Origin of the sequence: Burkholderia sp. Ac-20344, assembly GCF_017104975.1 — a bacterium.
In the GTDB taxonomy this organism is placed as follows: Bacteria; Pseudomonadota; Gammaproteobacteria; order Burkholderiales; family Burkholderiaceae; genus Burkholderia.
Window position 1 is genome coordinate 31,848 of record NZ_JAAGPP010000021.1, and the last position, 17,691, is coordinate 49,538.

22 protein-coding genes are annotated in these 17,691 nt (G+C 63.2%); 3 read left to right on the forward strand and 19 right to left on the reverse strand.

Annotated elements, in window-relative coordinates:
- Positions 1-88: 88 nt before the first annotated feature.
- Positions 89-418 carry an iron donor protein CyaY gene (gene cyaY / locus G3N64_RS09665; RefSeq protein WP_039366759.1) on the reverse strand — a complete coding sequence of 110 codons (330 nt, stop codon included), beginning with the start codon at positions 416-418 and terminating at the stop codon, positions 89-91.
- A 36-nt stretch (positions 419-454) separates the two neighbouring features.
- Between cyaY and G3N64_RS09670 the strand changes: the two genes are divergently transcribed.
- Positions 455-733, forward strand: a complete 279-nt coding sequence (locus G3N64_RS09670) for a lipoprotein (RefSeq protein WP_205783636.1) — start codon at positions 455-457, stop codon at positions 731-733.
- 78 nt (positions 734-811) lie between these two features.
- Here the strand turns inward: G3N64_RS09670 and msrQ are convergent, their stop codons facing one another.
- From msrQ to G3N64_RS09695, 5 genes are all read right to left on the reverse strand, one after another.
- Complete coding sequence (gene msrQ / locus G3N64_RS09675; RefSeq protein ID WP_205783637.1) at positions 812-1,498, reverse strand: protein-methionine-sulfoxide reductase heme-binding subunit MsrQ; 687 nt, start codon at positions 1,496-1,498, stop codon at positions 812-814.
- Positions 1,499-1,518: 20 nt separating this feature from the next.
- Positions 1,519-2,514 (reverse strand): protein-methionine-sulfoxide reductase catalytic subunit MsrP, encoded by a 996-nt coding sequence (gene msrP, locus G3N64_RS09680; RefSeq protein WP_205783638.1) that lies wholly within the window; start codon positions 2,512-2,514, stop codon positions 1,519-1,521.
- 158 nt (positions 2,515-2,672) lie between these two features.
- The gene (gene ccsB / locus G3N64_RS09685) at positions 2,673-3,863 is read right to left on the reverse strand and encodes a c-type cytochrome biogenesis protein CcsB (protein ID WP_205783639.1); all 1,191 of its coding nucleotides are present in this window, start codon (positions 3,861-3,863) and stop codon (positions 2,673-2,675) included.
- A 4-nt stretch (positions 3,864-3,867) separates the two neighbouring features.
- A complete protein-coding gene (locus G3N64_RS09690; protein ID WP_205783640.1) occupies positions 3,868-6,084 on the reverse strand; it encodes a cytochrome c biogenesis protein ResB in 2,217 nt (738 codons plus the stop codon).
- A 122-nt stretch (positions 6,085-6,206) separates the two neighbouring features.
- Positions 6,207-6,860, reverse strand: a complete 654-nt coding sequence (locus G3N64_RS09695) for a c-type cytochrome (RefSeq protein WP_205783651.1) — start codon at positions 6,858-6,860, stop codon at positions 6,207-6,209.
- A 214-nt stretch (positions 6,861-7,074) separates the two neighbouring features.
- On the opposite strand from G3N64_RS09695, the gene yihA reads away from it, so the two are divergent.
- Positions 7,075-7,734, forward strand: coding sequence for a ribosome biogenesis GTP-binding protein YihA/YsxC (gene yihA / locus G3N64_RS09700; protein WP_085042824.1), 660 nt, complete (start codon positions 7,075-7,077; stop codon positions 7,732-7,734).
- A gap of 253 nt (positions 7,735-7,987) precedes the next feature.
- The gene (gene hemB / locus G3N64_RS09705; protein WP_021161736.1) at positions 7,988-8,986 is read left to right on the forward strand and encodes a porphobilinogen synthase; all 999 of its coding nucleotides are present in this window, start codon (positions 7,988-7,990) and stop codon (positions 8,984-8,986) included.
- A 155-nt stretch (positions 8,987-9,141) separates the two neighbouring features.
- Here the strand turns inward: hemB and dsbD are convergent, their stop codons facing one another.
- The 13 genes from dsbD to rpsE form a co-directional block, all read right to left on the reverse strand.
- On the reverse strand, positions 9,142-10,989 hold the full coding sequence (gene dsbD, locus G3N64_RS09710) for a protein-disulfide reductase DsbD (RefSeq protein ID WP_205783641.1): 1,848 nt from the start codon (positions 10,987-10,989) through the stop codon (positions 9,142-9,144).
- Positions 10,982-11,308 carry a divalent-cation tolerance protein CutA gene (gene cutA, locus G3N64_RS09715; RefSeq protein ID WP_205783642.1) on the reverse strand — a complete coding sequence of 109 codons (327 nt, stop codon included), beginning with the start codon at positions 11,306-11,308 and terminating at the stop codon, positions 10,982-10,984. The genes dsbD and cutA overlap by 8 nt, the downstream gene beginning before the upstream one ends.
- 202 nt (positions 11,309-11,510) lie before the next feature.
- Positions 11,511-11,906, reverse strand: a complete 396-nt coding sequence (rplQ, locus tag G3N64_RS09720; protein WP_006477175.1) for a 50S ribosomal protein L17 — start codon at positions 11,904-11,906, stop codon at positions 11,511-11,513.
- Between the two features lie 137 nt (positions 11,907-12,043).
- Entirely contained in the window at positions 12,044-13,021 is a 978-nt protein-coding gene (gene rpoA / locus G3N64_RS09725; RefSeq protein WP_006477176.1) for a DNA-directed RNA polymerase subunit alpha, read from the reverse strand.
- Between the two features lie 124 nt (positions 13,022-13,145).
- Positions 13,146-13,769: a 30S ribosomal protein S4 gene (rpsD, locus tag G3N64_RS09730; protein WP_011350679.1), complete on the reverse strand. Its 624-nt coding sequence runs from the start codon at positions 13,767-13,769 to the stop codon at positions 13,146-13,148.
- Positions 13,770-13,923: 154 nt separating this feature from the next.
- On the reverse strand, positions 13,924-14,325 hold the full coding sequence (gene rpsK, locus G3N64_RS09735) for a 30S ribosomal protein S11 (protein ID WP_085042827.1): 402 nt from the start codon (positions 14,323-14,325) through the stop codon (positions 13,924-13,926).
- Positions 14,326-14,353: 28 nt separating this feature from the next.
- Positions 14,354-14,719, reverse strand: a complete 366-nt coding sequence (rpsM, locus tag G3N64_RS09740; protein ID WP_006477178.1) for a 30S ribosomal protein S13 — start codon at positions 14,717-14,719, stop codon at positions 14,354-14,356.
- 38 nt (positions 14,720-14,757) lie between these two features.
- On the reverse strand, positions 14,758-14,874 hold the full coding sequence (gene rpmJ, locus G3N64_RS09745) for a 50S ribosomal protein L36 (RefSeq protein WP_004199844.1): 117 nt from the start codon (positions 14,872-14,874) through the stop codon (positions 14,758-14,760).
- A gap of 20 nt (positions 14,875-14,894) precedes the next feature.
- Entirely contained in the window at positions 14,895-15,113 is a 219-nt protein-coding gene (gene infA, locus G3N64_RS09750) for a translation initiation factor IF-1 (RefSeq protein WP_004521905.1), read from the reverse strand.
- Positions 15,114-15,120: 7 nt separating this feature from the next.
- Positions 15,121-16,470: a preprotein translocase subunit SecY gene (secY, locus tag G3N64_RS09755; RefSeq protein ID WP_006482915.1), complete on the reverse strand. Its 1,350-nt coding sequence runs from the start codon at positions 16,468-16,470 to the stop codon at positions 15,121-15,123.
- Between the two features lie 42 nt (positions 16,471-16,512).
- Positions 16,513-16,947 (reverse strand): 50S ribosomal protein L15, encoded by a 435-nt coding sequence (rplO, locus tag G3N64_RS09760; protein ID WP_006482880.1) that lies wholly within the window; start codon positions 16,945-16,947, stop codon positions 16,513-16,515.
- 26 nt (positions 16,948-16,973) lie between these two features.
- Positions 16,974-17,156, reverse strand: a complete 183-nt coding sequence (gene rpmD / locus G3N64_RS09765) for a 50S ribosomal protein L30 (RefSeq protein WP_006400644.1) — start codon at positions 17,154-17,156, stop codon at positions 16,974-16,976.
- 15 nt (positions 17,157-17,171) lie between these two features.
- Entirely contained in the window at positions 17,172-17,690 is a 519-nt protein-coding gene (gene rpsE, locus G3N64_RS09770) for a 30S ribosomal protein S5 (protein WP_006482895.1), read from the reverse strand.
- Position 17,691: the final 1 nt, after the last annotated feature.

Consider the following 17,691-nt stretch of genomic DNA (forward strand, 5'->3'; position numbering starts at 1 on the left):
GACATGAAAAAGCGCCCCGCGGGGCGCTTTTTCTTTGGCACGACGCCTAGGGCGCGGCCCCGGCTTCGGCCTTGGCTGTCCTTCGCTGTTACGGCGCGCTGAACGTGATCGGCAGGCCGGCCTGCTGCGTCGCGTATTCGGTGAGCGCCGAGAAAAACTCGGTGCCCGTGCGCGTATCGCGCCATTCGCCGTCGATGAAACGGTAGTGGAAACCGCCCGCCTTCGCAGCGATCCACACTTCCTTCATCGGCGGCTGCAGGTTGACGATGATCTTCGAACCGTTCTCGAACGTCAGCGTCAGGACGCTGCCGTTGCGCTCCAGGTCGATGTCGTGGTCGCCGTCGTTGGCGTCGTCGACGGTACGCTCGACGGCCGCCAGCACGGCCTCGGCACGGGTCAGGTATTCGGTATCGGACATGCTAAACTCTATCGGTTCAATTGTTCAGGGACGATCATGCGAATCGTTTTCCGGATGAGCGCGATTGTAGCGGCTTTGGCGATTCTTGCCGGCTGCGGTCAAAGCGGCGCGCTCTATCTGCCCACCGTGCCTCCGATGCCCAAGCCACTCCAGCAGCAGGACACGCCGCCGTCGGACGTGAAGCCGACCGATGAAAACGCGTCGTCCGACAGTGTGCCCGATTCGTCCGGCACGCCGCTCACGCTTTCGCCCGAATTGTCGAGTGCGGCATCGGCCATGCCTGCACCAGCGTCGAGCCCGGCCGTCGCGAAGTAACGTCGCGCCGCCTGTACGGCTCACGCAACTAGGCGATGACTTCCCGGTCATCGCCTTGTGTTTTTTCAGGCTGCGCCGTCACGCGCGCACGCGCCGCCATCCCCATGCAATGAGCCGCCAGCCGAGCAGCGCGGCGACGATCGCCGCATAAAGCTTCGGCTGCGCGAGATTGTGCTTGCCGGCCCTCATCCACCAGAAGTGCAGCACGCCGAACAGCGCGATCGCGTAGATCGCGCTGTGCAGCGTCGCCCAGTGGCGACCGAGCCTGCGCACCATCGCGCGCGGCGACGTTGCCGCGAGCGGAATCAGCAGCACGAACGCGGCAAAGCCGACCGTGATGAACGGGCGCTTACCGACGTCCTTCAGGATCGCGACGACGTCGAACCACTTGTCGAACCACAGGTAGGTCGTGAAGTGCAGCGTCGCGTAGAAGAACGCGAACAGCCCGATCATCCGGCGAAAGCGCAGCAGCATGGCGAACCCCGTCATGCGCCGAACCGGCGTGACGGCGAGCGTGACACACAGCATGACGAGCGTCCAGAGGCCCGTCGAGCGCGTGATGAACTCGATCGGATTCGCGCCGAGCCGGTCGATCAACCCGAACAGCACGAGACGCGCGAGCGGATACAGGCCGGCCGAGAAAACCAGCACCTTGGCCGGCGCGAGCCAGCGCGGCGCGGCGGGACGGACCGCGCCGGACCGCGTGGCACGTGCAGCCGGGCCGGCGCCGACTGCGCGCGGGGGCGTCAGCGTCGAAGGAGGCATGTCGTTTCTCACTGTCGCCCTCAGAAATTCTTCTTCAGGTCCATGCCCTGATACATCGATGCGACCAGATCGCCGTAGCCGTTGAACATCAGCGTCTTGCGCTTCGGCGTGAAAAAGCCGTCCTCGCCGATGCGCCGCTCGGTCGCCTGGCTCCAGCGCGGATGATCGACGTTCGGGTTCACGTTCGAATAAAAGCCGTACTCGTTCGACGCGTAAGTGTTCCAGCTCGTCTTCGGCTGCTTGTCGACGAAGCGGATCTTCACGAGCGACTTCGCGCTCTTGAAGCCGTACTTCCACGGCACGACGATCCGCACCGGCGCGCCGTTCTGGTTCGGCAGCACCTGCCCGTAGACGCCCATCGTCAGCAGCGTCAGCGGATTCATCGCCTCGTCCATCCGCAGCCCTTCCGAGTACGGCCAGTCGAGCACGGGCGTCGAGAGGCCGGGCATCTGCGACGGATCGGCCAGCGTGATGAACTGCACGTATTTCGCGTTGCCGGTCGGCTGCACGCGCTTGATCAGTTCGGACAGCGGCACGCCGATCCACGGGATCACCATCGACCATCCCTCGACGCAGCGCAACCGGTACACGCGCTCCTCGAGCGGCGCGAGCTTCAGCAGTTCGTCGAGATCGAACACCTTCGGATGCAGCACCTCGCCCTCGACGCTCACGCGCCACGGGCGCGGCCGCAACGTGCCGGCGTTCTGCGCGGGGTCACTCTTGTCGGTGCCGAATTCGTAGAAGTTGTTGTAGGACGTGATGTCCTTGAACGGCGTCACCTTGTCGGCTGCGACGAACTTCGGATTCGTCTTCGCCGCGAGCTTCGCGGCCCGCACATCGGGCGACGCATAGGCGGCCAATGCTGCGCCGCTGCCGCCGAGCAGCCCGCCCGCCGCCGCGAGGCCGGCCGCCTGCAATACGCGCCGCCGGTTCTCGAAGATTGCACGCGGCGTGATTTCGCCGGGGGCAATATCGCCGCCGGTCAGTACGTTCCGCAAAGGGCGTTTGATCCACATCGTGCTGCTCCTCCTGCATGCGCCGCGCGCAGCTTCATGAGCGTTCGACCCGACCTGTCTTGCGCCGTTCGACGCCCGGACCGCTCGCCCGTTACAAAAGAAAACCGCCGGGCACGCAGTGCACCGGCGGTCTCATAGTCGGACGAGCAGCAGAAATCTTACAGCTTGCCGTAGCTGTGCAGCCCGGACAGGAACATGTTGACGCCGAGGAACGCGAAGGTCGTCACGAGCAGGCCCGTAAGCGCCCACCATGCAGCCACCGTGCCGCGCAGGCCTTTCATCAGGCGCATGTGCAGCCATGCCGCGTAGTTGAGCCACACGATCAGCGCCCAGGTTTCCTTCGGGTCCCAGCTCCAATAGCCGCCCCATGCTTCGGCGGCCCACAGCGCGCCGAGGATCGTCGCGATCGTGAAGAACGCGAAACCGACCGCGATCGACTTGTACATCACGTCGTCGAGCACCTCGAGCGTCGGCAGGCGATCCGCGAACACGCCGCGTTCCTTCATCAGGTACGCGACCGACACCATCGCCGACAGCGCGAAGCTGCCGTAGCCGATGAAGTTCGCCGGCACGTGGATCTTCATCCACCAGCTCTGCAGCGCCGGCACGAGCGGCTGGATCTGCTGCGCATCGCGCGCGACCGAGTACCACATCAGGAAGCCCACCGCCGCGCTGATCACCAGCAGCACGAACGCGCCGAGCGAACGCGTGCCGTAGTGGCCTTCGTAATACAGATAGAGCAGTGCGGTGATCAGGCTGAACAGCACGAACACTTCATACAGGTTCGACACGGGGATGTGGCCGACGTCCGAACCGATCAGGTAGGACTCGTACCAGCGCACCATCAGGCCGGTGAAGCCCATCAGCACGGCGACCCACGTGAGCTTCTGGCCGATCGCGGAGCCCGACTCCGAGCGTGCGAGCAAGCCGATCCAGTAGAAGATCGTCGCGAGCACGAACAGCGCGCTCATCCACAGGATCGCCGACTGGCTCGACAGGAAGTACTTGAGGAAGAACGCCGAATCGGCGCGTGCGAGATCGCCCTGATAGATCTGGATCGACAGCAGCGCCAGCACGGCGATCGACGCCATCATCAGCCGCGCGGGCTTCCAGCGCCAGCCGAGCGCGATGAGCGCCGGCACGGTGCCGATCATCACCGCCTTGTCGTAGTAATCCATGTGCGCGTTGTAGTGCACGAGCGCATAGCCCGCGCCCACCACGAGCGCCAGTGCGAACAGCCAGTCAAGCAGCGACAGGCGCGCGAGAAACGGACGGTCGTCGAACAGTGGCGCCGTAACCGGAGCCTGGGCCGACGCCCGATGGGATGAGGAAACTTGCGTGAGATCCATGATGTTACCGGGTGGAATTCTCGGAATCGGAACCGCCGCCGGCAGGCGGACGGGCCGTCGATGCCGCACCGGCCGGCGCGGCGTCGCGAGGTGCGGCGCGCAGGGCGGCCCCGGCCGCGTCGCGCGTCTGCACGAATTCTTTCTCGAAATCGAAGGTCTTGCGGGCCGTGGACATTGCCATCACCACATCGACGCCCGAACCGGCGTCCTTCAGCCAGAACCAGAGGCGCCGCTCGCGCACGTAGAACATCGAGAAGATGCCGGCGACCAGCAGCAGGCTGCCAAGATACACCAGATTCTTGCCGGGTGCGCGCGTCAACTGAAATACCGAAGCTTGCACCTGCTTGAATGAGTCAAGCTGCAAATAGACCGGCGATCCATACAAAAAGCTGTCGGATAGCGCATTGATCGCGTTCTGCACGAAGCGGATCGTGTCGGTGCCCTGCTGCGCCGCCGGCTCGCCCGCACGCTCCCGCGCGATCTGCCAGACCTCCCACATCGAGCCTTCGAGCATCCGCAGCAGCAGGCTCGCGGCCTTCTCCTGCTCGGCCTTGGGCACCGAGCGGTCGATGAACGTCGCCACGGCCTGGAAACCGCCGATCGGCTGGCCGTCGGCGCCGCGGCCGACGCTGTCGTCGCTCGCCGCAAAAAGGGTCAGCACTTTCAATGCGCTGTCCTGCAGGCGGCCGCGCAACGATGCGTCGGTGCCCGGCAGTGAACGCTGCGCGAAGCGCGCAGCGGCTTCGGCACGCGCGGACGGATCCTCGAGCGCGGCGCGCAGATGCATCCATTCGCCGATCGAATCCTGGCTGTCGGCCGGAATCCGCATGTAGCGGAACGGGTCGTTCGGGCTCGCACGCACGCCGGCAAGGAACACGCGCTCGCCCTTCATGTCGACGGGCAGCATGTAGTTGTTGAATTCGCGCGCCTGGCCGTCCTTGCCGCGAATCTTGTACTGCACGGACGGGCCGATATTGTGAAGCTGCGTCGGCTTCGACGTCTTCGCACCGGAGCCGAGGCGTTCGTCGAACACTTCCTTCAGCGAGCTCGTCGTCGCGACACCGCGCACATCTGGCTTGCCGTTCGCGTCGGCCATGTTCTCGACGTTGATCGCGCGGAAATCGGAGAACTCGATCGTGTCGCCATCGTTGCCCGGCATCTGCAGCGGCGCCGAACTGCCGATCGTCCCCTTCACGGGGAAGGTCTTCGCGTCGCCGCCCGTCATCGGGTAGGCCGTCATCTGCATCTGCGAGCCGCCGTCCTGGAAGCTCGACTGGTAGATCGACACGCCCTTGTACGTGAACGGCTTGTTGACCTCGACGCGCGCCGGGATCTTCTGGCCGGTCTCGCGATCGATCACGACGATGTCGCTCGCGAACAGCTTCGGCATGCCCGTCGTGTAGTAGTCGACGATGAACTTGTTGAGCTGGATCGAGAACGGCAGGTCCTGGATCAGCGAGCCGCTCGGCTGGTTCAGGATCGCGGTCGACACGAACTGCCCCTCGGGCACCCACGCGTAGCCGCGGAACGTCGGGTTCGACGCGGACAGTCGATGGTCGGGCGAGATCTCGCTGATCGTCGCGCTCGTGTTGACCGGGCTTTTGCCGAACATCCACATCTGGAATTTGATCGGCAGGTTGCTGTCGAGCAGGCCGCCGATACAGATCACGACGATCGCGAGGTGCGCGGAGATGTAGCCCCATTTGGTCATCGCGCCGCGCTTCGCGGAGATCAGCGTCGCGCCGTCGTTCTCACGCACGACGTGCTTGTAGCCGGCCTTGGTGACGAACGTGGCGAGCGTCGCCGCGACGCTCGCGCGGGTGCCGGACGTCGTGTATTCGGCCTTGTGGTGGAACGCGCGCAGGCTGCCTTCGCGCACCTTGTCCTTCCAGCTCTTCGCGTCGGCGACCATCTTCGGCGCGTTGCGGATCACGCACAGCGAGATCGACACGACGAGGAAGATCAGGATCAGCATGAACCACCACGCGCTGTACACGTTGTACAAGCCGAGCGAGCGGAAGATGTCCGCCCAGAACGGCCCGAACTGGTTCACGTAGTTTGGATACGGATCATCCTGGGTCAGGACCGTGCCGATGATGCTCGCAATCGACAGCACCACCAGCAGCGCAATCGCGAAGCGCATCGAGCTCAGCAGCTCGACCGCGCGCTTCGACGCACCCTGACCCGACTTCGACTGCAACCCCGACGTGGTAACGCTCATTCAAACTCCAACTGACAACAAAAAAGGGCAAGGCGGCCGCAATGGCGCGGCGCCCCACCCTTTTCTTGTTCTGACTCCAGCCGCCCTTCGGGCGCCCGGCTATTCCATTCGCGGCCGACCGCTCAACGCAGGCCCGCGATGTAATCGGCGACGGCCTTGATCTCGTTGTCCGACAGCCGCGTGGCGATCTGATGCATCGCCTCGTTGTTGTTACGCGCGCCGGCACCCTGCTGGAACGCGGTCAACTGCGCGACCGTGTAATCGGCCCATTGCCCCGACAGACGCGGGTACTGGACCGGGATCCCCTGCCCCGTCGGCCCGTGGCAGCTCGCGCAGGCGGGTACGCCCTTCTCCGCGATGCCGCCGCGATAGATCTTCTGGCCGATCGGCACGGTTGCCGCATCGCGTGCGGTACCGAGCTTCGTCGTCTGCGACCCGTAGTACGCGGCAACATTGCGCATGTCGTCCGCGCTCAGCGCGCTCGCGAATCCGACCATCACCGCGTTGTTACGCACCGGCCCCTTCGCGCCCGGCTGCGTCTTGAAGTCGTTCAACTGCTTGACCAGATAGTCGGGATGCTGGCCGGCAAGCTTCGGGAAACTGCCCGACGCACTATTGCCGTCGGCGCCGTGACACGACGCACAAACCTGCCCGGCAATCGCCTTGCCGCGGTCGAGATCCGGCTTTGCCGCATCCGCCGCGTTTGCCTCCGCTACGAAACCTACGAACCCTGCTGCAACCTGAAGCACCATCAGAGACTTGCACAGTCGATTCATTCGCACACCCTGTTTCGTCTTGTGGGAATTTGAGGTTCTGCAAAAAACGACGGCGTTCAGTCTACCGCAGAAGCTACATAAAAGCGCGAGGCAGGCGCCCTGTGGCCTTCGGTAAAACCGCCGTATTGTACAATATCGTGTTGAAAGCTCCGGCGCCTATCGGGGCTACCCCGCCTCCACCAAGCGGCTTGCGCCGCCCGTCCTTCCGGTTCCCATGGCCTTTCTGCTCCATCAAGCCCGCTTCTACACGACCGTCAACCATCTGCGCGACCTGCCGCCGACGGTCCAGCCGGAAATCGCGTTCGCGGGCCGCTCGAATGCCGGCAAGTCGACGGCGATCAACGTGCTGTGCAACCAGAAGCGGCTCGCCTTCGCATCGAAGACGCCCGGCCGCACGCAGCATATCAACTACTTCTCGGTCGGCCCGGCCGCCGAGCCCGTCGCGAATCTCGTCGACCTGCCCGGCTACGGCTACGCGGAAGTGCCCGGTGCCGCCAAGGCGCACTGGGAAATGCTGCTGTCGTCCTACCTCGCGACCCGCTCGCAGCTTTGCGGCCTGATCCTGATGATGGATTCGCGCCGTCCGCTGACCGACCTCGATCGCCGCATGATCGAGTGGTTCGTGCCGACCGGCAAGCCGATCCACACGCTGCTGACGAAGTGCGACAAATTGACGCGGCAGGAAAGCATCAACGCGCTGCGGACCACGCAAAAGGGGCTCGATGCGTATCGTGACCAGGGTGTCCAGGGCAAGCTGACGGTCCAGCTGTTCTCCGCGCTGAAGCGCACGGGGCTCGACGAGGCACACGAGCTGATCGAGAGCTGGGTGCGGCCGTCCGCCGCCGACGAAAAAAGCGAGCCTGTAGCACAATGATCGGGCAACGCGCGGCCGGGCTCGGCGGCGCGCACCTGACGGCGCCTGCGGATTCGGCCGGCTCATAAAAAAACCCGCCGTTGAACGGCGGGTCAAACAGCCTAATCGAAAAACGACAGGCACCCGCTCAGGGAGGAGAAGCGGGGAGCTGCACGCGACGCGTGCCGCTCGATCGCTATCATATACCAACGCTCCCGAAAATGACCTAAGGGTTCCGTAAGGTCCTTACTGCCCTGATTTCTACCCAATCGCCATGAGCTTCCATCCGCTTCATCGTCCGCGCCGGATGCGCCGCGACGACTTCTCCCGCCGCCTGATGCGCGAAAACCGCCTGACCACCGACGACCTGATCTATCCGGTGTTCGTCGTCGAAGGCACCAACGAACGGCAGCCGGTGCCGTCGATGCCCGGCGTCGAACGCGTGTCCGTCGACCTGCTGATGCATGTCGCCGAGCAGTGCGTCGAACTCGGCGTACCCGTGCTGTCGCTGTTCCCGGCCATCGAGCCGTCGGTGAAAACGCCTGACGGCCGCGAGGCAGCCAATCCGGAAGGCCTGATCCCGCGCGCGGTGCGCGAGTTGAAGAAGCGCTTCCCCGAACTCGGCGTGCTGACGGACGTCGCACTCGATCCGTACACGAGCCACGGCCAGGACGGCGTGCTCGACGAGAACGGGTACGTGATCAACGACGATACGATCGAGATCCTGATCGATCAGGCGCGTGCGCAGGCGGAAGCCGGTGTCGACATCGTCGCGCCGTCGGACATGATGGACGGCCGCATCGGCGCCATCCGCGAAATGCTGGAAAGCGACGGCCATATCCATACGCGGATCATGGCCTATTCGGCCAAGTTCGCATCGGCGTTCTACGGCCCGTTCCGCGACGCGGTCGGCTCGGCGTCCAATCTGGGCAAGGGCAACAAGATGACCTACCAGATGGATCCGGCGAACAGCGACGAAGCGCTGCGTGAAGTGCGCCTGGACATCGACGAAGGCGCCGACATGGTGATGGTCAAGCCCGGCATGCCGTACCTCGACATCGTGCGCCGCGTGAAGGACGAGTTCCGCTTCCCGACCTACGTGTACCAGGTGAGCGGCGAATACGCGATGCTGAAGGCCGCCGCGATGAACGGCTGGCTCGACCACGACAAGGTCGTGCTCGAATCGCTGCTCGCGTTCAAGCGTGCGGGCGCCGACGGCGTGCTCACGTACTTCGCACTCGACGCCGCGCGTCTGCTGAAAGCGCAACGCTGATTGCCCGCCGGCAGGCGGAAAGAAAAACGGCGGGACACTTCGGTGTCCCGCCGTTTTTTGTTTTCCGTCGATCTGGGCAATCTGCCCTTGTCGATCGCCAGCTCATGCCGCGCAAGCGCGCCGGTTCGCCACCAGCACCCGCCCGACAGCCTTGGTCATACCGTCGGGATCGCAGCCCGGTCGAGGCTGCGCAGGAACGTCTCGGCCGCCTGATAGCCGACCACGCGCCCGATCTCGTTGCCGCTGCGATCGAAGAAGATGATGCCCGGCGGCCCGAACAGGTTGAAGCGCTTCAGCAGCGCCTGATCGTCCGGGTTGTTCGCGGTGACGTCCGCGCGCACGAGGTGAAGCTGCGCGAGCCGCGCCTGCACACGCGCATCGGTAAACGTCAGATGCTCCATCTCCTTGCAGCTCACGCACCAGTCGGCGTAGAAGTCGAGCATCACGGGCCGGCCCGGCGTCTTCAGCAGCGCGTCGAGTTCGCCGCTCGAACGCACCGGTGCGAACGCGGGCCCGTCCTGCGCAGCGGCCGGGCCTGCCGCCGCCGTGCCGCCGGACGCAACCGTGCGTGCCGCCAGCACCGCCAGCGGCTTGACCGGATCGGTCGACCCCGCGGCCAGGCCGACGAGCAGCGTTGCCGCCCAGATCGCGAGCGCGGCGCCGACACCACGGCCAAGGCGACGCCAGATGGACGTGGCACCGGCGTTCGGCGTGAACAGCCCGAGCGCCGCGGCCGCGATGAGCAGCCACAACGCAGCGAGCACCATCTTCAGGCCACCGGCAAGCACCGGCCACACGATCCACAGCGCGGCCGCGAGCAGCACGATGCCGAAGAACACCTTCACGCCATCCATCCACGCGCCGGCGCGCGGCAGCACCGTCCCGGCACCGACGCCGACGACCAGCAGCGGCACGCCAAGCCCCAGCCCCATCGCGAACAGCGCCGCACCGCCGAGCAACGCATTGCCCGTGTGCGCAATGAAGGCGAGCACCGCGAACAGCGGTGCCGTCATGCATGCACCAACGACCAGCGCGGACAGCGCGCCCATCGCCGCGACCGCGACGAAATGGCCACCCTGGCGCGCACTCGATGCCTCGGCCGCGCCGCTCTGCCAGCGCGCGGGCAGCGCGATGTCCTTGCCCGAAATCAGCGAGACGGCAAACGCGGTCAGCAGCACACCGAACGCGCCGAGCACCCACGGGTTCTGCAGCCACGCGCCGAGGCTCTGGCCGACCAGCGCTGCGGCGATGCCGAGCACCGTGTAGACCAGCGCCATGCCGACCACATAGGTCAGCGACAGTGCGAAACCGCGCGCATGCGTCGCGCGCGTGCCCTGTCCGATGATGATCGCCGACACGATGGGGATCATCGGGTACGAACAGGGCAGGAGGCTCAGCACGACGCCCGCGGCGAAATACAGTGCGACGATCGTGAAGAAACCATGGCCTTCGAGCAGCGACTGCGCGAAATCGGCGCTCGTGATCTTGTCGAACCAGCTGCCCGCGGTAGCCGCATCGCCGGACGACGAGGCGGCGCCCAGCGCGGCGCCATCGATCTTCACGATGTGCTCGGCCGGCGGATAGCAGATGCCTTCGTCCGCGCATCCTTGCGACGTCACCGCGAGTTCGAACGGCCCCGATGCCTGCTTGACGGGCACGCGAACGACGACTTCGTCACGGTATGTCTCGACGTTCTTCTGGAACGTCTGGTCGAACTTCACGTGGCCGGCAGGGAATTGCGGATCGCCGAGCGTCGCCTGCCCGCTCTTCACCGCGAACGCGAACCGCTCGCGGTACAGATAATAGCCGTTGGCGACCTTGAAGCGGACGTCCACCTGTCCCGGCGATTCGCTCGCACTGAACTTGAACGCAACCGACGGATCGAGGAAATCGTCGGCCGCGCGCGCGACCGACAGGCCGCCCAGCACGAGCATGAACGACAACAGGACTGCGAGGAACCGCAGCGCGCGCACGCGCACGGGAAGCGCCATACCGTTAAACATGAAATAGACGTTGAGTTTCGCTCGTCACCCACTGACCGTACGCGGCCGATGCCGTCGTCTGCCACGAGACGATTTCGGGCGTCTCGTAAGGATGATGCGCGAGAATAAATCGCTCCAGTTCGAGTGCCCGCACGGGGCTCGTCTTGAACAGCAACTGGATCTCGTCGGCCGTTTCGACCTTGCCCTGCCAGTGATAGCGCGACTTGATCGCACCGAGCTCCGACACGCATGCGGCAAGCCGCCCATCGAGCGCACCGTCGGAAAGCGCCTTGGCGGTCTCGGCATCGGGCACCGTCGTCAGCATCAGCACCACTATCATCCGCGCCCTCCTGGCTGGTCTGTCGGCTCCAGCCGACGCGGATTGCTCACCTGGGAAGCGCGCCGGCTGCCCCGTATCGTAGCGCAGCCCGCGCAACGCTGCCGGCACCACCCTGCGACAATCGATCGCAGCCGGTGCCGGAAAAACAAAAAGGGCCAAGCAATTGCTCGGCCCCTTTCAGATACTGCTGCGTACCGGAAGCTTACTCAGCTTCTTGCACGTTTTCCGTTTCGTCGACTTCCGGACGATCGAGCAGCTCGACCAGTGCCATCGGTGCGTTGTCGCCCACGCGGAAGCCGAACTTCAGCACGCGCAGGTAGCCGCCCGGACGGTTCGCGAAACGCGGACCGAGCACGTCGAACAGCTTCGCCACCGAGTCACGATCGCGCAGGCGGTTGAACGCCAGGCGACGGTTTGCCAGCGACGGCTTCTTGCCGAGCGTGATCAGCGGCTCGACGACTTTACGGAGTTCCTTCGCCTTCGGCAGCGTCGTCTTGATGACTTCGTGCTCGATCAGCGAGTTGGACATGTTACGGAGCATAGCCAGACGGTGGCTGCTCGTGCGGTTCAGTTTCCGCAGACCATGACGATGGCGCATTTCAGTTTCCTTGATTCAAAGTTTTGATCCAGCTCTTCTATCGCACCCCGAAGGGTGCACGGGCCGGTAACGAAAAAAGCAAGATGCGGATTTTAAAGGAAAATCCGCATCTTTGCCAACTACAGCAACAACCGGGCTTACTTGTCGAGACCAGCCGGCGGCCAGTTTTCGAGCTTCATGCCCAGCGTGAGACCGCGCGAAGCGAGCACTTCCTTGATCTCGTTGAGCGACTTGCGACCGAGGTTCGGCGTCTTCAGCAGCTCGTTTTCCGTGCGCTGGATCAGGTCGCCGATGTAGTAGATGTTCTCGGCCTTCAGGCAGTTCGCCGAACGAACCGTCAGCTCGAGATCGTCCACCGGACGCAGCAGGATCGGATCGATCTGCGGAGCACGCGACGGCGCTTCGGCTGCCGTTTCCGTGCCTTCCAGCGCCGCGAACACGGACAGCTGGTCGACCAGGATGCGGGCCGATTGACGGATCGCTTCTTCCGGCGTGATCACACCGCTCGTCTCGATGTTCATCACGAGCTTGTCGAGGTCGGTACGCTGCTCGACACGTGCGCTTTCGACAGCGTAGCTCACGCGGCGAACCGGCGAGAACGATGCGTCGAGGACGATGCGGCCGATGATCTTGGCCGTGTCTTCGCCGTAGCGACGGACGTTGCCGGGCACATAGCCGCGACCCTTTTCGATCTTGATCTGAACGTCGAGCTTGCCGCCCTTCGACAGGTGCGCAATCACGTGATTCGGGTTGATGACTTCGCAGTCGTGAGCCAGCTCGATATCGCCGGCCGTGACAACGCCTTCACCTTCCTTGCGCAGCGTAACCGTCACTTCGTCACGGTTATGCAGCTTGAACACCACGCCCTTCAGGTTCAGCAGCAGGTTGACGACGTCTTCCTGCACGCCATCCAGCGTCGAGTACTCGTGCACCACGCCCGCGATCGTCACTTCGGTCGGCGCGTAGCCAACCATCGACGACAGCAGCACGCGGCGAAGCGCATTGCCCAAGGTATGGCCGTAACCGCGTTCGAACGGTTCCATGACCACCCTCGCGTGGTTCTCGCCCAGCGATTCCACGGCGATGATCTTGGGTTTCAGCAAACTGGTTTGCATGGGCTTTCCTTTTCAATACCCTCGGCTCGTTACACCGATAAGGCTGACCGGTAACAACCAGAAAATAAACAGCCGAGGCCCCTCCTTGCGGAACGCAATCGGGGTACCTCGGCCGTCAATCGGATTAACGCGAATACAATTCGACGATCAGGCTTTCGTTGATGTCGCCTGCGATTTCAGCGCGTTCCGGCATTTGCTTGAACGTACCTTCGAACTTCTTCGCATCGACTGCAACCCAGCTCGGCATGCCGCCTTGCTCGGCCAGCGACAGCGCTTCGACGATACGCGCTTGCTTCTTCGCCTTTTCGCGGATCGCAACGACGTCACCCGACTTCACCTGCTGCGACGGGACGTTCGCGACGACGCCGTTCACGGTGATCGACTTGTGGCTCACCAGCTGACGCGCTTCAGCGCGGGTCGAGCCGAAGCCCATGCGATACACGACGTTGTCGAGGCGCGACTCGAGCAGTTGCAGCAGGTTTTCACCCGTGTTGCCCTTGCGACGGTCGGCTTCGGCGAAGTAACGGCGGAACTGACGCTCCAGCACGCCGTAGATGCGCTTGACCTTCTGCTTTTCGCGCAGCTGCGTACCGTAGTCGGACGTACGTGCGCCCGAGGTACGGCCGTGCTGACCCGGCTTGCTGTCGAGCTTGCACTTGTCGGCGAGCGAGCGGCGTGCGCTCTTCAGGAACAGGTCGGTGCCTTCACGGCGGGACAGCTTGGCCTTGGGGCCGATATAACGTGCCACTTTGCATTCCTCTATCAATCAGTCACGCAGATCGAAATCCGCGCTAGTTCGCGCCCTTTGGGGCGAACGGTGGGCTTAGTCAATCAAAAAAGCAACGCCCGTCGACGCTACGCGGCGACAGGCAATGCGCTAGCACGAACGTGCCAGCACATCTTTAGATACGACGACGCTTCGGCGGACGGCAGCCGTTGTGCGGAATCGGGGTGACGTCCGAAATCGCGGTGATCTTGATGCCGAGACCGTGCAGTGCACGCACTGCCGACTCACGACCCGGGCCCGGGCCCTTGATCCGCACTTCCAGATTCTTCACGCCGTATTCCAACGCGACGCGGCCAGCCGACTCGGCTGCGACCTGAGCAGCGAACGGCGTCGATTTGCGCGAGCCCTTGAAGCCCTGGCCGCCCGACGTCGCCCATGCCAGTGCATTGCCTTGGCGATCGGTGATCGTGATGATCGTGTTGTTGAACGACGCGTGAACGTGAACCACGCCTTCAGCGACGTTCTTCTTAACCTTCTTGCGAACGCGTTGCGCCGCGGTGTTCGAAGCCTTAGCCATTACGTTTTCCTGTAACTGTCAGTTCCGCTTACTTCTTCAGCGCTTGCGCTGCACGACGCGGACCCTTGCGAGTACGTGCGTTCGTACGCGTACGCTGACCGCGCATCGGCAGGCCCTTGCGATGACGAACACCACGGTAGCAACCGAGGTCCATCAGGCGCTTGATGTTCATCGTCACTTCACGGCGCAGATCGCCTTCGACGACAAACTTGCCCACTTCTTCACGCAGCTTTTCCAAGTCTGCGTCGGTCAAGTCCTTGACCTTCTTCGAAAAATCGACGCCAGCTGCCACGCAGATGCTGCGCGAACGGGTGCGGCCGACACCGAAGATAGCCGTCAGGCCGATCTCGGTGTGCTGGTGATTCGGGATGTTAACCCCTGCGATACGAGCCATTGTTTTTCCTCAAACAAAAAGCGCAAACAAACGCGCGGTCAGCCTTGGCGCTGCTTGTGGCGCGGATCCGAGCTGCAGATCACGCGAACGACGCCTTTGCGCTTGATGATCTTGCAATTGCGGCAAATGCGCTTAACCGATGCCATCACTTTCATGATAATACCCTTTTTTCAAATCACTTCGCCCGGAACACGATCCGCGCACGAGACAAATCGTAAGGCGTCAATTCAACCGTCACCTTGTCGCCCGGCAGGATGCGGATGTAGTGCATCCGCATCTTCCCGGAAATATGCCCCAACACGACATGGCCGTTTTCCAGCTTCACGCGGAAGGTCGCATTCGGGAGGTTTTCGATCACCTCACCCTGCATCTGGATTACATCGTCTTTGGCCATAGTCCTTTCAACGCATCGGGATGTTGCCGCCCTTGAAGTTCGCCTTCTTGAGCAGTGACTCATACTGTTGCGACATAACGTACGACTGCACCTGCGCCATAAAGTCCATCGTGACGACGACAATGATCAGCAGCGACGTTCCACCAAAATAAAACGGCACGTTCCAGCGCAGTACCAGGAATTCCGGCAGCAGACACACGAAGACGATGTAGATCGCACCGGCCAACGTCAGACGCGTGAGGATGCGGTCGATATATCGTGCGGTCTGATCGCCCGGACGGATGCCCGGAACAAACGCGCCGCTCTTCTTCAGGTTGTCTGCGGTTTCCCTGCTGTTGAACACCAGTGCGGTGTAGAAGAAGCAGAAAAACACGATCGCCAGCGTGTACAGCAGCACATAGACCGGCTGGCCCGGCTTCAGCGCTTCCGCAACGTTATGCAACGTATTGGAAATCCAGCTTCCCGTCGGCTGACCGGTACTGAACCAGCCGAGAATCGTTGCCGGGAACAGAATGATCGACGATGCGAAGATCGGCGGAATCACGCCCGACATGTTCAGCTTCAGCGGCAGATGCGACGACTGCCCACCGTAGATCTTGTTGCCGACCTGGCGCTTCGCGTAGTTCACGAGGATCTTGCGCTGACCGCGTTCGATGAACACGACCAGGTAAGTCACCGCGGCAATCAGAACGACGATGATGATCGCCGAAATGATGCTCATCGAACCCGTACGCACCAGCTCGAACAACCCACCGACGGCATTCGGGAACCCTGCTGCGATCCCGCCGAAGATGATGATCGAGATACCGTTGCCCAGACCACGCTCGGTAATCTGCTCGCCGAGCCACATCAGGAACATCGTGCCGGTAACCAGCGTCACGACCGTCGTCAGACGGAACAGCATGCCGGGATCGGTGACGAGGCCCGGCTGGTTTTCCAGCGCAGCCGCGATACCGAACGCCTGGAAGGTCGCGAGCACCACGGTGAAATACCGCGTGTACTGCGTGATCTTCCGTTGCCCTGCCTGCCCTTCCTTCTTCAGCGCCTCGAGCTGCGGCGAGACGATCGCCAGCAACTGCATGATGATCGACGCCGAGATGTACGGCATGATCCCCAGCGCAAAGATCGTGAAGCGGGAAAGCGCGCCACCCGAGAACATGTTGAACATGCCCAGGATGCCGCCCGCCTGGCTCTGGAACAGCTTAGCCAGTTGATCCGGATCGATGCCCGGCACGGGGATGTGCGCGCCGATGCGATAGACGATCAACGCCAGGAGCAGGAACATCGCTCGCCGGCGCAGATCGCCGAATTTCGCCGTGCTTCGACCGGGTTTTGCAAGACTCGGGCTGTTAGCCAAGTACCTTCTCCGATGAATGCAAGTGACGACGCGCTACGCGTGTCACTCGGCGAACGAACCGCCAGCCGCTTCGATCGCAGCGCGCGCACCCTTGGTGGCACCGAGACCCTTCACGACGATCTTGCGCTTCAGTTCGCCCGTCGCGATGATCTTTGCGCTCTTCGTCAGCTCGCCGACCAGGCCGGCTTGCTTCAGTGCGAGCAGATCGATCTCATCGACCGGCAGCTTCTCGAGGTCGCCCAGGCGCACTTCACCGACGAATTCCTTCGTCAGGGACGTGAAGCCGCGCTTCGGCAGACGACGTTGCAGCGGCATCTGACCGCCTTCGAAACCGACTTTGTGGAAGCCGCCCGAACGCGATTTCTGACCCTTGTGACCACGGCCGGCCGTCTTGCCGAGGCCCGAACCGATGCCACGGCCGACGCGACGCTTGGCGTGCTTGGCGCCAGCTGCCGGCTTCAGGTTATTCAATTCCATATCAACTCCTTGATCCGTAGGGCCGCTTACGCGATGACCTTAACGAGGTACGAGACCTTGTTGATCATGCCGCGGACCGCCGGCGTGTCCTGAAGCTCGCTGACCGAGTTGAGTCGGCGCAGGCCCAGGCCACGCACGGTCGCGCGGTGCGATTCGCGGGTCCCGATCAGGCTCTTAACGAGCTGAACCTTGACAGTTTTTTCAGACATGGTGACCACCCGGGCTTAGCCCAAAATTTCTTCGACGGACTTGCCGCGCTTCGCCGCGATGTCTGCCGGGGTGGACTGCTTGCGCAGACCGTCCAGCGTGGCGCGAACGAGGTTGTACGGGTTCGTCGAACCGTGGCTCTTGGCCACGACGTTCTGAACGCCCATCACGTCGAACACTGCGCGCATCGGGCCGCCGGCGATCACGCCCGTACCTGCCTTCGCCGGAGCGAGGAGGACAGCGGATGCGCCATGCTTGCCGTGCACTTCGTGTTGCAGCGTGCCGTTCTTGAGCGGCACCTTGAACATGTTGCGGCGAGCTTGTTCCATTGCCTTCTGGACAGCGACCGGCACTTCCTTCGCCTTGCCCTTGCCCATACCGATGCGGCCATCGCCGTCGCCAACCACGGTCAGTGCGGCGAAGCCGAGAATACGGCCACCCTTCACGACCTTGGTCACGCGGTTGACCGAAATCATCTTTTCGCGAAGGCCGTCGTCGCGCTCGTCAGCCTGAACTTTCGCTTGCATCTTTGCCATG